This window comes from Nonomuraea sp. NPDC049625 (assembly GCF_040675285.1).
Lineage (GTDB): Bacteria > Actinomycetota > Actinomycetes > Streptosporangiales > Streptosporangiaceae > Nonomuraea > Nonomuraea angiospora_A.
This window is the reverse complement of the sequence record NZ_JBFAOQ010000001.1, coordinates 204,798-224,753: the sequence shown is the minus strand read 5'-3', so window position 1 is coordinate 224,753 and position 19,956 is coordinate 204,798. Positions and strand designations below refer to the sequence as shown.

Sequence of the window (19,956 nt, the reverse complement as noted above, 5' to 3'; positions counted from 1 at the left end):
TCACACGATGGCAGACCGCTCCCGAGCCATGTCCTGTCGTACGGCTGTGTATGGCCCGATCCGGCGACGATACTCGCGCGGAGACGCGCCGGTGACCCGCTTGAACGCGTTGCTCAGCGCGCTCTCCGAGCCGTAGCCGACCGTACGGGCGATCATCGCCACCGTGTCGTCCCCACGCCGCAGGCGGTCGGTGGCCAGTTCGATCCGCCAGCCGGTCAGGTAGTCCAGCGGGCTCTGCCCGACGGTTCGCTTGAAGCGGGCAGCGAGCGTCGACCGGGACACCGCCGCGGACTCGGCCAGCTCGGCGACCGTCCAGGCGTGGGCCGGCCGGGCGTGCATGGCCCGCAGCGCCGGGGCCACGACCGGGTCGGTGAGCCCGGCCATCCAGCCGGACACCGCGCCCGGCCCGGCGACGGCCAGGTGCAGGCGCAGCAGGTGGATCAGCATGACCAGGGCGAGATGCTCGGTGACCAGGGTCGAGGCGAGCGACCGGTCGCGCAGTTCGGCGTCGATCTGCTCGAGCGCCCAGCGTACGGTCGCGGCCTCGGCGGTGCGGCCGGGTACGTGGATCACCGGCGGCAGCGCGTCGAGCAGCAGGTCGCGGGCCCGCTCTCCGAAGTCGAACCGCCCGCCGATGAGGACCGCGTCCTCGCCGGTCCCCACCCGGGCCACGCCGTCGGTGGCCGCCGCGAAGACCGGGCCGGCCGGGACCGGCCGCACCTCCGGGCCGCTGGCCAGGGTGAAGGCGCGCGGCTGGGTGAGCAGGAAGCAGTCGCCCTCGGCCAGATCGATCGGCTCCGGCACGCCGTCGACGGTGAGCAGGCAGCGGCCGCGGCGCACCGCCACGAACTTGACCGCCGGCGGCGGGCCGTACGACATCGCCCACTCGCCACCGGCGACCAGCCTGACGGACAGGCGGCTGTTCGTGCCGACGAGAGCGAGGACGTCTTCGAGGGGATCGGCTTGCTGGACGCTCACTCAACTATGTTGGATCCTGAACCATTCCGAGTCCAAATCCTGGTCCCTACCGTTGCGGGTTATGACACGTATGGGCACCCCGTTCGACGCCAGGACCACGGCCGCCGAGATCCTCGCCGGCGTTGACCTCACCGGCCGGCGGATCATCGTCACCGGCGGAGCCTCCGGGATCGGCCTGGAGACCGTACGGGCGCTGCGGGGCGCGGGAGCCGAGGTCACCGTCGCGACCCGCAACCCCACGGGCGACCAGCGGGCCCTGGACCTGAGCGATCTCGGCTCGGTGCGCGCGTTCGTGGCCGGCTGGACCGGGCCGGTGCACGCGATCGTGGCGAACGCCGGGATCATGGCGTTGCCCACCCGCCAGGTCGCCGCCAACGGCTGGGAACTGCAGCTGGCGACGAACTTCCTCGGGCACTTCGCACTGATCACCGGCCTGCGGGAGAACCTGCGGCAGGCCGGGGACGCGCGGGTGGTCATGGTGAGTTCGGGCGCCCAGCTGCTGTCGCCGTTCGACTTCGACGATCCGCACTTCGAGCGCCGCCCGTACGACCCGTGGGTCGCGTACGCGCAGTCGAAGACGGCCGATGCGCTGCTCGCGGTCGGCGCCGCCCGGCGCTGGGCCGCCGACGGCATCACCGCGAACGCCTTCGAACCCGGCTACATCCACACCAACCTGCAGCGGCACCTCGACGACGACACCATGCGGGCGGCGGGCGCGATGGACGACGAGGGGAACCTGGTGACCCCGGACTACTACAAGACCCCGGAGCAGGGCGCCTCCACCTCGGTGCTGCTCGCCGCGTCCCCGCTGCTGGACGGCGTGACCGGCCGGTACTTCTCCTCGGACAACCAGGAGGCCGAGGAGGTGCCGGGCGCGACCGCGGGCGTCGCCGCCTGGTCGGTGGACCCGGCCGCCGCGGACCGCCTCTGGGAGTACGCGCTCACAGCGGCAGCGGCCCACTGACCGCGGCCTCATCACCGACCTGTACCGCACGAAAACCATGGAGCACCATTGATGACCACCGTGATGCTTGTCCACGGCGCCTGGCACCAGCCGACCACCTGGGCGAAGCTCGAGACCGAGTTGCACGCGCTCGGCCATGCCACGCACACCCCGGCGCTCCCGAGCGCCGGAGAACATCCCACCGCGGGCGCGCATGACGACGCCGCCATGCTGGCCGCGGAACTGGCGTCGCTCGCCGGACCGGTCGTCCTGCTCGGCCACTCCTACGGGGGCATCCCGATCACCGAGGCCGCCGCCGGAGCCGGCAATGTCGACCGGCTGATCTACCTCGCCGCCTACATGCCGGACAAGGGACAGTCGATGTACACCCTCCACGGCATCCCCGATCCCGAAGACACGGGCGGCCTGTTCCCGCTCGTCGACGAACCGCGTACCTCGCTCTACGGCGACCTGCCCGATGGGGAGGCCGAGCAGGCGGTGAGCAGGTTGGTGAACCAGACCGTCCGATCGTTCGCCGAGAAGGTCGACGCAGCCGCCTGGCGGGACATCCCGTCCACGTACATCATCACAGAGCAGGACAAGGCCATCCCTCCCGCGCTGCAGGAGCAGATGGCGGCCCGAGCGGCCGAGATCCGCCGCCTGCCTGTCGGTCACTCTCCGTTCCTGTCCCAGCCACGCCGGCTGGCCGCCCTCATCGACGAAATCGTACGGCCGGCCTGAACGGCATCGATTCTCCACAAGTCACCATCGCGGGCGCCGGGGCGGACCTACCATGATCACGATATGCCCCCGACAGCCAGGAGAGATCACATGCTCGGCCGTTTCACGTTCGGCCTGGTGAGCGCACTCGTACTCGCCACAGACCCAGCCTCGGCTGCCGCACCCCTGCCCCAGCCGACGAAAGGCCCGTTACCGGGCGTAACGGAACGGATGGGAGACGGCCAGGTCAGGAAGGGCCAGGCCGCGGTCGCCGCCGACCTGAACGGCCGCCCTGTCCGGTTCACGTCCTACCGCACCACCGACTTCCAGCCGCAGGGGAACCCGTTCACGCTGTGGGCCTGGCAGCCGGACCGGCGGCGGTTCGTCAAGACCGACTACGGGGAGATGGCGGTCTCCCCCGGCGGACGCTGGACGGTCGCGCACCTGGAGACCCCGAGAGAACAGGTCAAGGACCGCCTGCGGATCACCGACCGGAACACCGGCGAGAGCCGGGACATCGACATCGAGCTCACCGAGTACACGCCCGCCAGCACCGAGAACGGCGGCACCCAGTATCCCCAGATGCGCTGGCCCCGATGGTCGCCGGACGGCAAGAAGCTGCTGTTCACCGTCAGTCTGGCCCGGCAGGGCGACCGCTCGGCAGGAGTACTGATCCTCGACCTGCCCGACTTCACGCCCCGCTTCATCAAGATCCACAAGGCGCTGGTCACCGTCGGCGGTTTCGAGTGGAACCAGGACGGCACCCGCTTCCTGGTCAGGCACGGCAGGCTCGGCAGCACGACCGTCCGCCTGTACGACCTCCAGGGCAAGGCCGCCAAGGAATACCAGGTGCGAGGCAGGCCGGGCGGTGACGGGCGCGGCGTCTTCTCCCCGTCCGGCAAGCGGTTCGTCACCGCCTGCCTGCCGCTGGAGAAGGCCGCCTGCGTGTGGGACGCGGCGACCGGCAAGGCCGTGACGAGACTTCCCATCGTCGGGGGCGGGCGTCCCACAACCCTCGGCTGGTACGACGAGAAGCACCTGCTCATCTCCACTGCGGCCGGCATCGGGATCATGGACCTGACGGGACGCGTGACCGAGACCCTGCTCAAGCTCGGCAAGAACTCCGAGATCTACCCGCACTTCAGCGCCACGTAGCCGTTCATCGCTCCCAGGAGTGGTTGATCGCAGCGTCCACAAGCTGTGGATCGACACCCGGAAACGAACCGTCACCGAACAGGATCCGCGCCGCCACGGCACGACCGGCACGACCACGCAGCACGGCCACCGCCGCCTCCGCCGCGGCGGGGGACCGGATACCGGCGAACACCCGGCGCAACAGCAGCCGACCCCGGAACCGGGCCCGCAACGCGCCCCCGTCGTACAGGCTCAACCTGCGCTGATCGCCAGTACGCAGGTACCCGGCGGCGACCGCCGCGGCCAGTTCCGCCATGCGTAAACACGGATCCAACCCACCGGCCGTCAACGGCGACACCGCGCCCGCCGCGTCTCCGACGAGCAGCCCGGCGGGGCACGCCAACCGTCGCAGCACACCGCCGACCGGGATCGGACCACCACGGCGCTCGACCGGACCGGTCGGCGCCGCCCGGCCGGGCGCGTCCGCGGCGAAAGCGTCCAGCAGGTGACGGACACCGGTCCGCATCGCGCCCGGATATCCCGCGACGCCGACATGCGCGTGCCGACCGTCGTCGATGACCCACCCCAGGTACCCCGGGGCGACCCGAGGGTCCAGCACGCAATGGAACGCCGGGGTGGTCGTGCCCGACGCGACCGGATGGACGATCTCGGCACCGACGAGAAAGCGCCGGTTGACATCGAGGCCGAGATCACGCGCCACCCGGGAGCGGGCGCCGTCCGCGCCGACAATGAACCGAGCCCGCACCGGCTCCGCACCCGCGAGCTGCACAAATCCCATCGACGCGCCGACATACCGCACGCCCAGGAAGACCCGCGCCCCGGCCGACTCCGCCGCACGGCGTGCATGCTCGTAGACGGCCGCCATGTCAGCCACGCGGTACTCGTCCCGCTCACTGGTCAGCCGGATCGGCGCCCGCCGCGACGGCGGATACAGCAGCACGTCCCTTACGCCAGGCCCGAGCAGCTGGTCCGGCAGGTCGAAGTCATCAAGGGTACGACGCACGAAGATCCCGGTCGTACGGATGCCCGCCGACAGCGACCTGCGGCGGTCGACCACCATCACATCCAGCTCCCGCAGCGCGAGCAGCCGAGCCGTCCGCAGCCCGGCCAGTCCCGCCCCCACGACCAGTACATCCACTGTCCGCATATCCAGCGACGCTAGGGGCCATACCTCACCCACGGGACCATCTGCACACGACCCGCCCAGTACCTCTACACCGTCACCACACTCACGCCCGTGGACAGCCCCAGACAGGCCTCGACGGAGCTCCCGGGCCTCCTGTGCGGAGTCCACAGTAGGAGGCTTCCAGCAGCATTCCGTGCTCTACGGCCTCCACAGCATGCAGGTGGACGAACGCCGGCTGCTACATCAGGCGCGGGACTCGCTGAACCAGCGCCCAGCCGAAGGCAGAAAGAGCAGGACTATGACAGCCCAAGCGAGTATGTGAGAGCCGAACACCGCTGGGCCGAACCGTATGATCCACTTCATGCCGATCCCCCGAGCGGTCGCCGTGGTCGTCGACGGTACCCAAGTCCTGGTCATCAAACGGTTCCTCCGACGCGGGCCAGGCGTCACCTGCGTCATGTGCGATGCCGGAGGCCGGCGGGGGTCGCAGTGTCCCGGACACCACTACGCGGTTCTTCCCGGGGGCCATGTGGAGGATGGCGAGTCGTCGGAGAGTGCGGCGGTCCGTGAACTCCACGAAGAGACGACTCTCACCGGGAAGATCGACCGGTTGCTCTTCACCAGCTCACACAATGGCCGGCCCGCCTTCTACTACCTCATGCGCGACGTCAACGGCGTACCGTCGCTCTCCGGCGAGGAGGCTCTGGAGCACGGGCCGGACAACAGCTTCGAGCTCAGATGGGCGACGGTCGCCGAGTTCGAGCAGCTGAACCTGTATCCCGCGGATGTGCGTGGACCGCTCGCGGAGCTGCTGCGCGGTTGACCCTTGCTCGGAGCGCCAGCTTCTCGGCCGAAGCCACTTGCCGCACTTGGCGCTTGGTCATGCGGAACGTCGACGACCACCAGCTCGCGTTGCCACGCGATGCTTCCCGACCGCTACGCCCGTTATGAGGTCCTGGCTTCGACCATCGCGGCCGGCCAGCCGCCCTGGTCGCCGATCTCGCGCGGGGCTTCACTTCCATCCCGCGCTTCTCCGCGTGGCGGAGCGGGCCACCGGCGTCGGCCGAGCGCGCCACATCCCGCAACGTGAGCACATCCTCCATTCGCTGTTCGCGGTCCAGTAGGACTCGCTGTGCACCGGCTCGATGTTCTCCACCCGAATCGGCGTGGTCGGCAGCACGGTGGCCGGATCGGCGCCGAACCCGGCCGCCGCACCGTACGGCACCACCCGGCGCAGCCTGCGCGCGGCCGTGGCGAAACCCTCGACCCCCGTACCCGCGACCCTGAACTTCGGCGTGGCTGAACCCCCGCGATCCTCCATGCCCCCAGGTTCTCGCTCGGTTTCCGCCCGGCGCTTCCCTCATTTGCGGGGGTGGGCCGGGGCGGCGAATGAAGGAGGCTCTTGCCGAGCGAATCCCCCTTGGCCGCACAGGCGATCCCGACGAGATCGCTGCCGCGGCGGTCTTCTTGGCCTGCGACCAGAGCTCGTTCACCACTGGCGCCGAACTTTTCGTCGATGGCGGCCTGGCCCAGGTCTGAACGCCGCAACGCGAGGAGGCCCAGCGCGCCACCTTCGCCACCCCGGCTCCCCGGCTCCCCGGCTGCGGGGACTTCCTCACGACAGAGCTCACCGCCGAAGTCGGCCGGATCGGCCTCGCACCTCGACGCGGACTTGGAGTCGGCGATCCACAGCGGCAGCCCGCCGGGTGCCGACAGTGCCTGGAGGGTGCCGGCGTACCGGCGGGCCTTGCCGGAGTCCAGGCGTCGATGGGCTCGTCCTTGACACTGATGGTCTGCTCGGCGCAGCGATCGATCGGGATCAGAGTGCCGTCCAGGGTGACGTAGGCCAGTCCGTCGGTTTGGGCGCGGTCGAGGGCTTCGTGCAGATCGGCGGCTTGAGCTGCGAGAGCTTCGATGCCTTCGCGGATGAAACGCTAGGCGGTGGCCCAGGAGATGCGAGGGTCGCGCCCGAGCTCGGGAACGTCGTGCTCGCCGCGGAACCAGCGCAGCACTTTTCCGACTTTCGGTGGCTCCTCCAGAAAGGCCCGGAACGCCACGGGCGGCGGCCAAGAAACTCCAATGGCCCCAGCTATTCGCTGGGATCACCTCAATGTTCGCGCGGCGCCGGGGTGTTGGTGAACACGGCGATGTCACGGTCAAAACAGACGATGACGTGTCCATCTACGCTGATTGCCACCTCTGTTACGGGTTTGGGGAAGTGCAAGTCGGGTCCGATTTGCCTGCGGGTGGTGAGTTTCCACACGCGTACCGTCTGATAACTAGAAGTGACAGCAATGGGTTGACCGTCCACTGTGGCGGCAGCGACGGCTCCGGTGGCTCTGGTGGGAAGTTCGCCGAGGGCGTTGCCCGTGGCCAGGTCCCATATCTTCACGGGGTCTGAGCTGTTGCGGCTAGCGGTGATCGCGGCCGGCCGATCGCCGATGGTGGTGACGGCGAGGTTTTGCACGGATTCGTCGTGCCGATCGGCGGCGGAGGTCGTGGTCGACCGGTTGGTGGTGAGGTCGAGCACCTCGAGGGTGCCGTCTTGGGTGACGGTCAGGGCGACTGGTCGGCCGTTGAGGGTGGTGGCGCCGACTGCGCCCGTCCAGCGCCGCCGGCTGGCGCGGGACGCATCGATCTCTTCGCCTGTGTTCAGGTTCCACATGCGGATCGTTTCGTCGTAGCTGCCGGTCACGGCCACCGGCTGCCCATCGAACTCCACTACGGCAGCCATGCAGACAGCGTCGGTATGACCGGTGAACGGCCCGCCTATCTGCGTCCCGGAGCGGAGATCCCATATGCGGACGGCCTTGTCGGAGCTGCCGGTGACCGCCGCCGGTTGGCCGCCGACAAGCGCGGTGGCAACCGCGGTAACCATGTCGGTGTGACCGGTGAGCGGATCACCGACCTGCTCGCCGGTAGGCAGATCCCACACCCGGACGGTCTTGTCGTAGCTGCCGGTCACGGCAACGGAACGCCCGTCAAGCACCGTGGCGGCGACGGCGGAGACATAGCCGGTGTGGCGGTTGAGGGATTCATCGACTCGCCGCCCTGACGACAGGTCCCACATCCGTACCGTGTAATCGTCGCTGGCGGAGACGGCCACCGGCCGCCCATCCACCACCGTCGTCGCAATCGCCCGAACGTGATCGGTGTGCCCGGTGAGCGACTTGCCGATCTGCTGGCGTGACTCCAAATCCCAGATCCGTACAGTTCCGTCGATGCCGCCGGTAACGGCCACCGCCCGCCCGTCCAGAACCGTGGTCGCAATCGCCTTCACAAAGCCGGTGTCGCCACTGAACGGTTTGCCCATCTGCTGGCCTGAGCTCAGATCCCACAAGCGTAGAGTTCCGTCGTCCGCACCGCTGGAAATTGCCACCGGCTGCCCGTTCACCACCGTGGTCACAATCAGCTCAACGTAGTACGTGTGGCCCCTCAGCGGTTTGCCGATCCGCCGGCCCGACTTCAGATCCCACAAGCGTAAGGTGCGGTCGTGGCCGCCGGAGATGGCCACCGGTCGTCCATCCATCACCGTGGTCGCAATCGCTGTGACCCAATTGGTGTGGCCTCTGAACGGCTGGCCGATCTGCTCGCCTGACCTCAGATCCCACATGCGTACAGATTTGTCGTGGCCGCCGGAAACTCCCACCGGCCGCCCGTCCATCACCGTGGTCGCAACCGCTTTGACCCAATCGGTGTGGCCTCTGAACGGCTCGCCGACTTGCTGACCGGACATCAGATCACACACCCGTACGATTCCGGTGTTGCCACCGGCGAAGACCGCCACCGGCCGCCCATCCATCACCGTGGTCGCAAGCGACTCCACGTAGTCGTAGTCGCCGCGACCGGTGAACGGTTGAGCGATCTGCTGACCTGACGTCAGGTCCCACAGGCGTAGGGTCCGATCGCGACCCCCGGAGACCGCCACCGGCCGCCCGTCCACGACTGCGGTCGCAAGCGCCCATACCCGATCGGTGTGGGCGGTTCGTGGCACCCCGACCGGCTCGCCGAACGCCAGGTCACTCGCCGGCCGACTGGTCCACGCCAACGTCCACCGGGAATTCTTCGTGAACGGAATGCGGGCCGCGCCCGATCGAGAAGAAGACATGGCGGGCATGCTAGCCGCCACCCCTGACAAAGATCAGCGGAGGAAGCGCACGCCTTTGATTGCCGTCGGTCAGGTGCGCGCCGGGTCACCGGGTCATAGGGACTGCTGCCATTGGCCGAACGGCGCGGCATACCGGCTCTTCGAATTCAGGCGGGGTTGAGGTGCCCACGTCCGCGTCGGGGGGTGGCGCATCGGGTCCGTAGTCGCCGGGTTTCGGGGTTGCGGAAGCTGTGGGCGTCGCGGGCGGTGGTCTTGATGTCGTGCCCGAGCCGGACCGGGTGGCCGACTGGATTCAGCACCTCATCGAGCCGGCGCGGCCGTTCAGCCCGAAAGCCACACCGGCTTGTCCCGGTGCCGGCCGCGATGAGGTGATCGGGCGGCAGCACGCCGCCGCCCCCTGCTGCCACCTGCTGCCACAGCGGACCCGCTGATCCGACGCTCATAGGGGCGGACGAACCTCCCGTTCCGGTCATGGCCCCGCACACGCGTCGTTGTCTACGCGGTGTTGGTCGGCGACCTCAGACGGGGCGAACGCAGGCGCACTGGCATGCCGCGAGTGTGCCCTCCGCAGCCTCTGCGGCTTCCCGCGTGGCGACTTCGGTCCTGGCGGAAGCAACCACCGCTCCGGCCTCGGCCTTCCTGATGCGTGGCTGGACCGCCGCTGCCGTACGCCCTCCGGCCTCGGCCTTCTCGTCGCGCGGCCAGACCACCAGTGCCGTGACAGCTCCGATTGCCGCCAGGCCCGCCAGCACGGTCCAGGTGGTCGTGAAGCCCGCGTTCGTGGCGACCCATCCGGCGATGGGATAGGTGACCAGCCAGGCCAGGTGGGACAGCGAGAACTGGGCGGCGAAGACCTCGGGAATTCCGGTGGGATCGACCGCCCGGCGAAGCACCCGCCCGGTCGGCGTGACGATCAGCGCCATCCCGCCGCCGACTGCCGCCCAGATCACCCCGGTCGGCAGTGATGCGGCGATGCTCACCGCGGACATCGTGACCGCCGCGCCCACCGCGAACAGCAGCACGGCGGCACCGATCAGCATGACGAACCGGTCCGCCACCCGGTCCAGGACGCGCGGGAGGACGAGGGCCACCAGCAGCGTCCCCGTTCCGGACGCGGCGAGCACCCAGGCCACGTCGGATTGGGCTCCGCCGAGAACGTCGCGGACGTAGTTCACGGTGTTGACGACCACGATGGAGCCGACGGCGGCGACCACGAGGTTCAGCGCCATGACGCCGCGCAGACTCGGGGTGGCCGCGAAAGTGCGGATCCCCGCCACGGCCCGGTCCCAGGCCTTCGTGTGCGAACTGGGGCGCGCGTTGGGGATGCGTGTGGACAGGACCAGCAGCGCGGACACGGCGAACCCGATGGAGGTGCCGAGGAACAGCAGGTTGAACGACATGAAGGTGAGCGCCACAGCCGCGAGCACCGGGCTCAACAGGCTCTCCATGGTGTAGGCAACCTGCGATGCGGACAGGGCGCGGGTGTAGTCCGCCTCCTTGGTCACGATGTCGGGGATGACCGCCTGAAACGTCGGGGTGAATGCCGCTGACGCGGTCTGGAGAACCCCGATCAGGACGTAGATGTGCCACACCTCGGTGACGAACGGCAGCGCGATCACCACCAGAGCGCGCACCACATCGAGGATCGTGAGAAACCAACGTCTGGGCAGCCGATCGACGTACGCGGCCGCGAGCGGCGCGACAACCACGTACGCGACCATCTTGATCGTCAGCGCGGTGGCGAGAACCGCACCGGCACGCGGACCTGCGAGCTCGTACGCGAGCAGCCCCAGCGCGACGGTAGCCAAACCGGTACCGAACAACGCGATGACTTGAGCGCTGAACAGCCGCCGGTAGTCGCGAATCGCGAACAATCCCATGTCCGTCTCCTCCCGGGCAACCGCAGTCACCGCCAAGCGCCGAATCGTATACCCCGTGGGGGTATTGCCTCGGGAGTGTTCTATACTAGGTGGGGGTATATGTCAACGGAGGGCCAGGGGCGGGACATCGCGCCACGGAAGCGCTCGGCGAGTTCGTTGGCGCTGGCTCCGGTCTTTGCCTGCTCCGCCCGCAGCGCGACGTCGAGCAGGGCGCGAAACCCGGCCGGGAGCTCGATGGCCCTGATCGCGTTCGGAAATGCCTGTTCCGGGGGGGACGTCTGCCTACACGGATTCCGATCCCGACGCGCAGGCAGGTCATCTCCACCTCCTGCCGCATGCAGGAAATCCTCCCGTTGAGCACATCCCACGGCAGGGGCGACCGTGCGCATACGAGGGTGTCCGGGTCCACATCAGCGCCCGTACTGCGTTGCCGGCGCACCAGGTCGTAGGCCATCAGCCGCATCGCCTTGCCCGGGCATGACACATCCAGCAGATAACGAGATCACCAAGCGCGACTCGCGCTGGAACGGCTACAAGGTGCACCTCACCGAGACCTGCGACACCGACGCCCCGCATCTGATCACCTACGCGATCACCGCGCCGTCGCCCGGCAGCGACTACCTCGCGATCGTCAACCAGGACGGTGCGGTGCAGGTCAACCGGAATCTACCCAACGAGGTCGGGACGGTGCTGCGGGCGATCGGCGATTCACGTCCATGCGGTCGACGTACCGTGTCAGGCCGGTGGCGCCAGGCGTTTTCACGCCCGCTCTGGGCACGTCACACGCCCGCGACGTCCTCGGCCTCCCAGCGCAGCAGGTCGCCCGGCTGGCACTGGAGCACCTCGCAGAGCGCGGCGAGCGTCGTGAAGCGCACCGCCTTGGCGCGGCCGTTCTTGAGTACCGCCAGGTTGGCGGGCGTGATCCCCACGCGGTCCGCGAGCTCGCCCACGGACATCTTCCGCCTGGCCAGCATCACGTCGATGTCGACGGTGATCGGCATCAGATCACCTCGTCCAACTCGGCCTGCATCTGCGTCGCTTCGACGTCGCGGGCGACGGCCTGGGCGAGCAGCATCCGCAGCACGAACACGATGAGCGCGACCCCCAGGATGGCCACGCCAATCCCGCCCATGATGACGGTGACACCCGGGTCCTCCCGCTGGCCCGGCGCGTTGAGGGCCGTGACCGCGAACCACAGGAGGGCAGCCGCCACGATCGCGCCGATCACGGCGTCCACGTACCGGAAGGCGGCGTGGGAGAACACGGTTCCGCGTCGCACCATAGTCACCAACCGCCACACGCTGACCAAGGCGACCTGGCCCGACACCATGCCCAGGATCGTGATAATGCGCAGCGCGGTCAGCGGAAGCGACCCGTCCTCCGGGTCGCTCCCGCTGACCAACACCCACACCATCGATGCCTGTACGAGCACGGTGCCGGCGAGCACCACCACGAGCACGACGCGCAGTGCACGCACTGCCAGTTTTCCCATGTCCCATCCTTCCATCGAATTACGATGAGAATCTATCGAATTTCGATAGCTTAAGCAAGAGCGGAGGGTGGGCGGCGGTTTCGCACCGTGACGGCCACGCGCCGTGGTCCTGCTTCCGGCCCTTGTCCCCTGTCCGTGATCACCCCTTCCGATCACGGCAGTCGATCACCGTGGAGCTCGGGGGCGAGCTCCGCGATGCTGAGCCGCTCTGGGTTACGCCGACAAGGCGGGACAAGGCGGTCGGATGTAACAACTTTGGGCAAAGAATCTTCATCTAACGCGCCGTGGACGCACTGAGCGCGGGGGATCCGCAGCACATCGGGGATTACTGGCTGGCTGGACGCCTCGGCTCGGGCGGTCAGGGAGTCGTGTACGAGGCCTACGACCCCGAGGGACGCAGGGTCGCCATCAAGGTGCTGCACGCGTCGGACAACAACGGCAGCCGCGACCGCTTCGCCAAGGAGGCGACCGCGGCCGGCAGGGTGGCCTCGTTCTGCACGGCCCGGGTGCTCGCCGCCGACCTGGAGGCGAGCAAGCCGTACATCGTCTCGGAGTATGTGGCGGGACCGAGCCTGCGCAAGGCCGTGATGGAGGGGCGCAAGTTCACCGAGGACGATCTCCACCGGCTGGCGACGGCGATCGCCACCGCGCTGACCGCGATCCACGACGCGGGCGTCATCCACCGCGACCTGAAGCCGGACAACGTGCTGCTCGGCCCGGACGGCCCACGCGTGATCGACTTCGGCATCGCCCGCACCATGGACATGTCGCTGACGAAAACGGGCGAGGTCTCGGGCACGCCCAGCTACATGGCGCCTGAGGTGTTCATCGGGGAGCGCGCGGGGGCACCCGCCGACGTGTTCGCGTGGGGTGCCGTCATGGTGTTCGCCGCCACGGGGCAGGACCCGTTCAAGGCGGACACCCTGGGCGGCATGATGCACCAAGTGCTGTCCTCCGCACCGGATCTGCGGGGGTTGCCGCCGCGGCTGGCCCCGCTGGTGGCGGCCGCGATGGCGAAGGATCCCGCCGCCAGGCCCGCGGCACGCGACCTGCTGCTCGCGCTGGTCAGCGGCAACGCCGCCGACACCAGGGGCCTGCTGGCCGCGGGCAGCCGCTCGGCGCAGGGCGTGCACGGGCTCGACCAGGGTGATCCCGAGCTGGGGACGATCGCGGAGGACGCCTACACGGCGCTCACGCCGGAGGAGCGCGACCTGGCCGCCGCGGTGTTCCTGCGGATGGTGACCGTGGGCGAGGACGGGTACGAGAGCGGGCGGTGGGCCTCGCGCGAGGAGCTGTACGGCGGGCGCCCGGAGCGCGAGGCGGCGGCGGTCGAGCGGATCCTGCGGGCGTTCTCGTACGTGGTGACCACGAAGGACACCTCGGTCGCGCTGTCCAGGCCCGCGCTGCTGAGGGCCTGGCCGCGGTTACGCATGTGGGTCGACGCCGACCGCGACGGCCTGGCCGTACTGGGCCAGATCTCCGCGGCGGCACGGCACTGGTCCGACAACGGCAGGCGGGACGGCGACCTGCTCCAGGGCAGCCGTCTGGAGCAGGTGCTCAGCTGGGCGGCGACCGGCCGCCGTCACGTGACGCTCACCCCCGCCGAGCGGGACTTCCTGCGGGCAGGCACCGAACTGACCAGGAAGCGGACCCGTCGCAGGACGCTGACCACGATCGCGCTGGCCGGGCTGCTGGTCGTGGCCATGGTCGCGGGAGGGCTGGCCGTCTATCAGCGGCAGCAGGCCACCGAACAGCGTGACATCCTCACCGCCAAGCAGGTGGCGACGGAGGCCGACCGGATGCGCACGACCGACCCGGTCAAGGCGATGCTGCTGAGCGTGGCCGCCTGGCGGGTCTCACCGCAGTTGGAGACCCGATCCAGTCTCATCGCCTCCCTGCAGCAGCAGGAGGCGGCGGTCTTCCGCGATCCCCTGGTCAAAGGCCTTGCCCATCGCGCCCTCAGCCATGACGGCCGCACCCTCGTCAGCGTCAGCGAGGCCGGCGTGAACGTCTACGACGTCCGCACCGGCAGGCGCACCGGTGGCTGGGCCGGGCTGAGGCTGAAGGACGGGACTCCCCAGGAGCCGGCGCTCAACAAGAGCGGCCGCCTGCTCGCCCTGACCATCGGTTCGGAGCTCGGCGTCTGGGATCTCACCTCGGGCAAGCAACTGGTACGGCGCTCCCTGTCGGAACGCGGCGGGTTCAGCGCGATCTGGGGTGAGCACGAGTCGATCCTCACCGTGATGCGCCAAGGCGAAATCGTCTACCTGTTGGACGTGGCGACCGGCAAGCAGTTCGGCAAGACCCCCTACACGGACGGCAGCATGGTCCCGTCGCAGCCTCCGCTCGTCGATCCGACAGGCAAACACCTGCTGATGACGGGTGGGCGCTTCGACGAGCTGGCGCTGCCGGGATGGACCCCGGAACGGCGCCTGGCGCCGTGCCGGACTCACTCGGACGTGGCGGCTTTCACCCCGGACGGCAAGACCATCGCCTGCGCGAACGCCACGATCGCGCTCGTCGACGCGGCGACCGGTCGTGAGCACAAACAGGGCGATGAAGACTGGCCCTGCGACATCTGCACGAAGTCCGGGGCCAAGCTGCGCTTCAGCCAGGACGGCGACTACCTGGCCGCCTTCGCCGAACGCGAGCTGCGCGTGTGGAAGGTCGCCGATCGCAAGCAGATCCTCACCTACCGGGCCGAGGACGAGCTGACCGACCTTCGGTTCGACCCCGACGGCAGGACCCTGCGCTACCTCTACGACAACATGGTCATCAGCCTCGACCTGTCGCCGAGAGCCGGCGCCACCCATGTCCGGAAGGGAGTGGGGAAGCTCAGTCCCGGAGGACAGTGGGTGGCGATGGAGGATCCCGATCAGAACCGCCTCGGGCTCTTGGACCTGCGCAGCCGCAAGGAGGTGGCGACGTTCCCGCTCGGCGAATTTGGGGCATGGGGATTCGACCGGACCGGCACACGCATGCTCATCGCCGACATCGCGAGCGTGCGGCTGATCGACCTCGCGACACGCAAGAAGCTCTGGCAGATCTCCACGCCGCACACGAACACGAACAACCCCGAGCGTGTCGACTTCAGCCAGGACGGCAAGACGATCACGCTCACGCTCCAGCCCTCTTCCCAGGAGGGCAGCTTCCGGCTACTCGTGCTGGACACCGCCAGCGGGCACGTCCTGCGTACGTTCAGCTCGCAGATCGACGGCGGGCCGTACACACCGGACGGACGCCTCGCCTCGACCTTCGGAAGGTTCATCGACCTCACCGCCGGCAGGCCGGTCGACGCGGCCTTCGATGTCGTACGCGGTGCCTCGGCAGTGGCCGTCAGCGGCCAGGGGCGGCTGGCGTTCAGCGCCGGCCCGGCCGGCCGCATCGCGATGTGGAAGGTCCAGGGGCCGGCCCAGATCACGCCGGTCCTACGCGGGACGACGGGTGAGATCGCGGAACTGGCCTTCTCCCAGAAGGGCGATCTGCTCGCCGGCGTGACCACGGACGGCATCCTCCAGGTCTGGGACGTCAACGCCATGCGGCGGCTCGGCGGCGCGTTCAACCTGCACGGCTCCCAGATCACCTCGCTCGCCTTCAGCCCGGACGACTCCACCCTCTACGCCGCCGACTGGGGTTCCGTCTACAAGCTCCCGATCGGTGCCGAGCGGATCGTCCAGGACGTGTGCCGCCGTGCCGGGCACACGCTCTCCCCGGCAGACTGGGCCTCCTTCCTCAAGGACGTGCCCTACCGCGACATCTGCCCGACCAGGCAGCCCTAGTGAGCTGGTGGCACTGGTGCACCTGCCTGGCGATGGAGCACGGTGAGTTCTGCTGCTCCGGCACTTCACGTCAAGCCGCTCATGCAGATCATCGACGATAAGGGAGCCTTCCGTGGCAGGGTCGGCGCGGAAGCCTCCTTCTCGACCGGCTCCCGGGCGGCGGACATGATGGCGGTGTTCCGCATCACCGACTTCCGCTGACCGGCCGGGCCCTGAGCGGCAAGCTGTCCCGAGTTCCGCGCTGCGCCTTGAGAGATCATGCCGCTGACCAGGCGCTGATGTGCGCCTACATGTCTCGTTCAGCCATCGTGAAGCCTCACCAGTGCCCTGGATGTCTCGCCGCAGCGCGCAAGACAGGGCTTGCGCGCCTGGGATGGCCCCCTCTGCCAGCCCTGACCCGAAAAGGAGGCAAGGAATACCCCGCTCGCTTTCAGCAAAGACTATTACCACTTGGGATCCGATCTGCACAGGATCGTTATAAGACATCCCTTATCCCGCCAACCCCACTCTCTTACTCTTTTCCCTGCTATATCCCCCAAGCAAGGACCCTGATGAAACTTTTCTTCGCAGGCCTCGTGGCAACGGCCGCGGCCGTGTGCGCGGTGGCCGTACCGGCTCAGGCGACATCCGTCGCATCCGTGCAGGCCGCTCCGGTGAACCCGGTGAAAGCCCTGAAGGCCCAACTGGTCCCGGGCAAAGGCGTAAAGATCAACGAATCAAGCGGCATCACTCTCGATTTCACCGCCGACGACCAGGCTATGCAGGTACAGGTGAACACCAACACGGTCGGCACCCTGGCTTTCGGCAAAGGCAACGTAGCGGCTGCCGACCTCCGTGTCCGCATGTCCTCACGCCAGAAAAAGCCCAACCCTCCCTACCGGGTCATCGCTGAGGGCAGAAACGCCTACGTGACCAACGCCGGCATCGCCAAGGCGCTGCCTTCCGGTCTTTCCTGGATCCAGTCGAAGGCCAGTGGGCGCGACAACGCTCTCCTCAACGTGGGCGTCACTCCCGCAGAACTGCAGTTCATGCTGGACAACGCATCAGAAGTAGCGACCGGCCAATATCAAGGCACCGCCACACTCGCCGAATTCCGGCACGACAAGTCCGCCGGGGAAGGCAACGTCGAGTTCCACCTGTACTTCGATGAACACAACCAGCTCACCCGCACGGTCGTCGACACGACGACCTTCCCGGACGACGACACCACGGCCTATGACCAGATGGCCTTCCACACCGATACCAAGTATTCGGGCTGGGGCGCCAAGGTGAAGATCGCCGCACCGGCGGCCAGCAAGGTCATCAGCGAGAAGAAACTCAACGCTAAGACCCGCAAGGCCGTCATAAAGGCCGGCTATCCGGAGAGCGGCCCCTTCTGACCTGCACGTCGGCGAGCAACGCGTACATCTTTCCCACCTGAGCGGCGTCCCCTTCAGAGGGGCAGGGGACCCCATCAGGAGGCCGTCCGTGGCTGAGCCGGCCAAGAGCACATTCCTGCAGATCTGGCAAAGGTCCGTGAAACGGCTCGGAGCCCCGAGGACCACACCGCACCGCCCTCCTCTCCACGTGGCCCAACGCGGGCGTACCGCCGACGCCTCATTGAGGCCAAGACGAGATCGCCAAACGGCCAATCAGCGAGGTCCCAGGCTCCGGAGTGTGGGGCCGCATTGGGGACGATCAGCCGGCATCGCCCGACAGCCACCGGACACCGAAACATGATCTACAAGCGAAAAGCCCTGGTCATCGCTGAGATAACCAGGGCAAGAATTGAAGCAGGGCGTTCGCCGGCACGTAGAAGCTGCGGCCGGCACGGCACTCGATCACATCGTTGAGCACATCACTGCGCGCAATCCGACCAAAAGGGAGTGCGCCCTGCTCGACGTCAAGAGCTCGGCTGTACTGCTGACCGTCTACGCCGTCGCCCGCGACGCCACCGGCGAGCCCTCCACAGATGCTTGCGACGTGACAGGGGAACAAGGTCACCTGACGTGGTCCGGTAGCCCGGTACTCGGTGGGTCAAGGCTGAGGAACGAAGCCTTGGACCTTCGATCGTCCCCAACCACCTACGGCGACCAACCACCGCATGGCGATCGTAGGGGGAACATCGGAAATCTCAGCGACTCACCCGTTCAGGTCTTCCTGCGATGTCGGCGGCAGCCCCAACACCTCCTCAACAGCCTGAATGATGATCTCGGGTTGCTCGAGTGGAATCTGGTGACTGGCATGCTCGGCGACCATCACCTGCCCGTGCGGGGACTGGTCGGCCAGAGCGCGATGGTCGGCGTTCAGATGCTCCAGATGCGCTTTGGGCATCCGCGGCCGCCTGCCTGCCGTGATCACACGGATGGGCACAGGTGGCAACCCGCTCTCCTGACGCACCTGGGCGACCTCACGCATGGCGTCCTGCATCCCGGTCAGGGTGACGGCCAGTTCGCGCAGTGGCCGCGCGTGGGTGCCGCCGAACATCGCACGCAGACGCAGCAGCCGTGGGGCCAGGAGGAACGACAGGTCGCGTACGAGCGCCGAGCCCGGCGGGGTTCCGCTGGCGGTCGGATCCACGAAGACCAGCCCCGCCACATCACCGGGATGGCGGGCGGCGTAAAGCTGGGTGACGAGCCCACCGTATGACCAGCCCACGAATACCGCTGGCAGTTCAAGGTGCAGGGCGCGAAGAAGCCGGCGCAGGTCGTCGGCCATCTCGGTGACGGTACGGGCCTGCGATCCACCGGAACGGCCGACGCCGGCCCGATCGTAGGTCACCACAGTGACACGCTCGGCCAACGCGCGCTCCAATTCTTCCCCCCAGACGCCCACGCCCTGGCCTGAGCCGCCACTGTCGAGAACCGCTGTGGGGCCTTTCCCGCAGACCTGTGCGCATAGCGCGTGATCACCTACGTCGACCATGATCGGCGTCGGTACATCGTCGTTTCCGGGTTTCTCATCCCATCCCATGGCGTCAACTTAGATTGACCAGCATGTTGGCGTCAACCATTGTTGACGATTGAGTTCGGAGTGAGTGTCCTGGAGTCATGCGGCGGCGTGGCGGTGGTCGGCGGCGCGTTTGTTGGGTTGCGGCGTGGCGGGCGTGCGGCGATGCCCCGCGCGGCGCCGCGCCGTGACCGGCCCCCAGGCCGCAGCGCGGCACGGGACGCCGGCGCACGGGCTGATGTTCCCGACAGCCTTCGGCAACCCGTCCGACCCGGACACCTTCTCGCGCCTGTTCTCCTGCCTGGCCAAAGAGACGGGTCTCGGCCACTGGCACCCGCACCAACTCCGCCACTCCGGCGCCTCGCTCATGCTCGCCCAGGGAACCCGCTCCACGTCGTCTCCGAAATCCTCGGCCACGCCAGCATCGCGATCACCAAGAACGTCTACGGACACCTGCTGGAGGGCGACCGCCGCGCCGCCACCTCCAGCGCTTTCCTGGGGGAACTGCCCCCGGTGGCTCCCAGGGCGGCTCCCAAAGACGCCGAAGACACCGGTCGAAGATCAGAAAACGAAAGGCCCTGATGGCTTAATACCTACTCAGGGGCCTTTCAGTTGCAGAGCCGACGAGGGGAATCGAACCCCTGACCTTCTGTTTACAAGGGACTTCGAGACCGTCCACCGGTGTCCACCGCCGTCATGGACGCCTGCTCAGAGCTGCCTCTGGAGCGTTCCCACTCCAGAAGCATCCAGGCTTGTCCAGAGCGGTTGTTAGCATTCGCGTTAGCAAGATCACTGACCTCGAATGACGAGCAGATAGGTTGCTTTCTGATCTTGTTCATGACCGCTG

At 68.1% G+C, this 19,956-nt stretch carries 16 protein-coding genes and 1 pseudogene; 9 read left to right on the top strand and 8 right to left on the bottom strand.

Annotated elements, in window-relative coordinates; all coding sequences use genetic code 11:
* Positions 1–978 (bottom strand): AraC family transcriptional regulator, encoded by a 978-nt coding sequence (locus tag AB0J87_RS01165; RefSeq protein ID WP_363962132.1) that lies wholly within the window; start codon positions 976–978, stop codon positions 1–3.
* 61 nt (positions 979–1,039) lie between these two features.
* On the opposite strand from AB0J87_RS01165, the gene AB0J87_RS01160 reads away from it, so the two are divergent.
* From AB0J87_RS01160 to AB0J87_RS01150, 3 genes are all read left to right on the top strand, one after another.
* On the top strand, positions 1,040–1,942 hold the full coding sequence (locus AB0J87_RS01160) for an SDR family NAD(P)-dependent oxidoreductase (RefSeq protein WP_363962131.1): 903 nt from the start codon (positions 1,040–1,042) through the stop codon (positions 1,940–1,942).
* 51 nt (positions 1,943–1,993) lie between these two features.
* Positions 1,994–2,662 (top strand): alpha/beta hydrolase, encoded by a 669-nt coding sequence (locus tag AB0J87_RS01155; RefSeq protein ID WP_363962130.1) that lies wholly within the window; start codon positions 1,994–1,996, stop codon positions 2,660–2,662.
* A 210-nt stretch (positions 2,663–2,872) separates the two neighbouring features.
* Positions 2,873–3,796: a hypothetical protein gene (locus AB0J87_RS01150; protein ID WP_363962129.1), complete on the top strand. Its 924-nt coding sequence runs from the start codon at positions 2,873–2,875 to the stop codon at positions 3,794–3,796.
* 4 nt (positions 3,797–3,800) lie between these two features.
* Here the strand turns inward: AB0J87_RS01150 and AB0J87_RS01145 are convergent, their stop codons facing one another.
* Positions 3,801–4,943 (bottom strand): NAD(P)/FAD-dependent oxidoreductase, encoded by a 1,143-nt coding sequence (locus tag AB0J87_RS01145; RefSeq protein ID WP_363962128.1) that lies wholly within the window; start codon positions 4,941–4,943, stop codon positions 3,801–3,803.
* 340 nt (positions 4,944–5,283) lie between these two features.
* Here AB0J87_RS01145 and AB0J87_RS01140 point away from each other — a divergent pair, with 340 nt between their 5' ends.
* The gene (locus tag AB0J87_RS01140) at positions 5,284–5,745 is read left to right on the top strand and encodes an NUDIX domain-containing protein (RefSeq protein ID WP_363962127.1); all 462 of its coding nucleotides are present in this window, start codon (positions 5,284–5,286) and stop codon (positions 5,743–5,745) included.
* Between the two features lie 189 nt (positions 5,746–5,934).
* Here AB0J87_RS01140 and AB0J87_RS01135 read toward each other — a convergent pair whose 3' ends face one another.
* Positions 5,935–6,243 (bottom strand): hypothetical protein, encoded by a 309-nt coding sequence (locus AB0J87_RS01135; RefSeq protein ID WP_363962126.1) that lies wholly within the window; start codon positions 6,241–6,243, stop codon positions 5,935–5,937.
* A gap of 68 nt (positions 6,244–6,311) precedes the next feature.
* Between AB0J87_RS01135 and AB0J87_RS01130 the strand changes: the two genes are divergently transcribed.
* Positions 6,312–6,461 carry an SDR family oxidoreductase gene (locus AB0J87_RS01130; protein WP_363962125.1) on the top strand — a complete coding sequence of 50 codons (150 nt, stop codon included), beginning with the start codon at positions 6,312–6,314 and terminating at the stop codon, positions 6,459–6,461.
* A gap of 568 nt (positions 6,462–7,029) precedes the next feature.
* Here the strand turns inward: AB0J87_RS01130 and AB0J87_RS01125 are convergent.
* The 4 genes from AB0J87_RS01125 to AB0J87_RS01110 form a co-directional block, all read right to left on the bottom strand.
* Positions 7,030–9,030: a WD40 repeat domain-containing protein gene (locus tag AB0J87_RS01125; RefSeq protein ID WP_363962124.1), complete on the bottom strand. Its 2,001-nt coding sequence runs from the start codon at positions 9,028–9,030 to the stop codon at positions 7,030–7,032.
* A gap of 518 nt (positions 9,031–9,548) precedes the next feature.
* Positions 9,549–10,910, bottom strand: a complete 1,362-nt coding sequence (locus AB0J87_RS01120) for an MFS transporter (RefSeq protein ID WP_363962123.1) — start codon at positions 10,908–10,910, stop codon at positions 9,549–9,551.
* Between the two features lie 779 nt (positions 10,911–11,689).
* Positions 11,690–11,911, bottom strand: a complete 222-nt coding sequence (locus AB0J87_RS01115) for a helix-turn-helix transcriptional regulator (RefSeq protein ID WP_363962122.1) — start codon at positions 11,909–11,911, stop codon at positions 11,690–11,692.
* Entirely contained in the window at positions 11,911–12,402 is a 492-nt protein-coding gene (locus AB0J87_RS01110) for a DUF2975 domain-containing protein (RefSeq protein WP_363962121.1), read from the bottom strand. Before AB0J87_RS01110 ends, AB0J87_RS01115 begins: the two co-directional genes overlap by 1 nt.
* A 284-nt stretch (positions 12,403–12,686) precedes the next feature.
* Here AB0J87_RS01110 and AB0J87_RS01105 point away from each other — a divergent pair, with 284 nt between their 5' ends.
* The 3 genes and pseudogenes from AB0J87_RS01105 to AB0J87_RS01095 all read left to right on the top strand — a co-directional run.
* Positions 12,687–16,181 carry a WD40 repeat domain-containing serine/threonine-protein kinase gene (locus AB0J87_RS01105; protein WP_363962120.1) on the top strand — a complete coding sequence of 1,165 codons (3,495 nt, stop codon included), beginning with the start codon at positions 12,687–12,689 and terminating at the stop codon, positions 16,179–16,181.
* 551 nt (positions 16,182–16,732) lie between these two features.
* The gene (locus tag AB0J87_RS01100) at positions 16,733–17,560 is read left to right on the top strand and encodes a hypothetical protein (RefSeq protein ID WP_363962119.1); all 828 of its coding nucleotides are present in this window, start codon (positions 16,733–16,735) and stop codon (positions 17,558–17,560) included.
* Positions 17,561–17,948: 388 nt separating this feature from the next.
* A pseudogene (locus AB0J87_RS01095) lies at positions 17,949–18,113 on the top strand (UTRA domain-containing protein); the annotation flags it as partial.
* A gap of 189 nt (positions 18,114–18,302) precedes the next feature.
* Here AB0J87_RS01095 and AB0J87_RS01090 read toward each other — a convergent pair.
* Positions 18,303–19,133: an alpha/beta hydrolase gene (locus tag AB0J87_RS01090; RefSeq protein ID WP_363962118.1), complete on the bottom strand. Its 831-nt coding sequence runs from the start codon at positions 19,131–19,133 to the stop codon at positions 18,303–18,305.
* A 64-nt stretch (positions 19,134–19,197) separates the two neighbouring features.
* Between AB0J87_RS01090 and AB0J87_RS01085 the strand changes: the two genes are divergently transcribed.
* Positions 19,198–19,881 (top strand): tyrosine-type recombinase/integrase, encoded by a 684-nt coding sequence (locus tag AB0J87_RS01085; protein ID WP_363962117.1) that lies wholly within the window; start codon positions 19,198–19,200, stop codon positions 19,879–19,881.
* Positions 19,882–19,956: the final 75 nt, after the last annotated feature.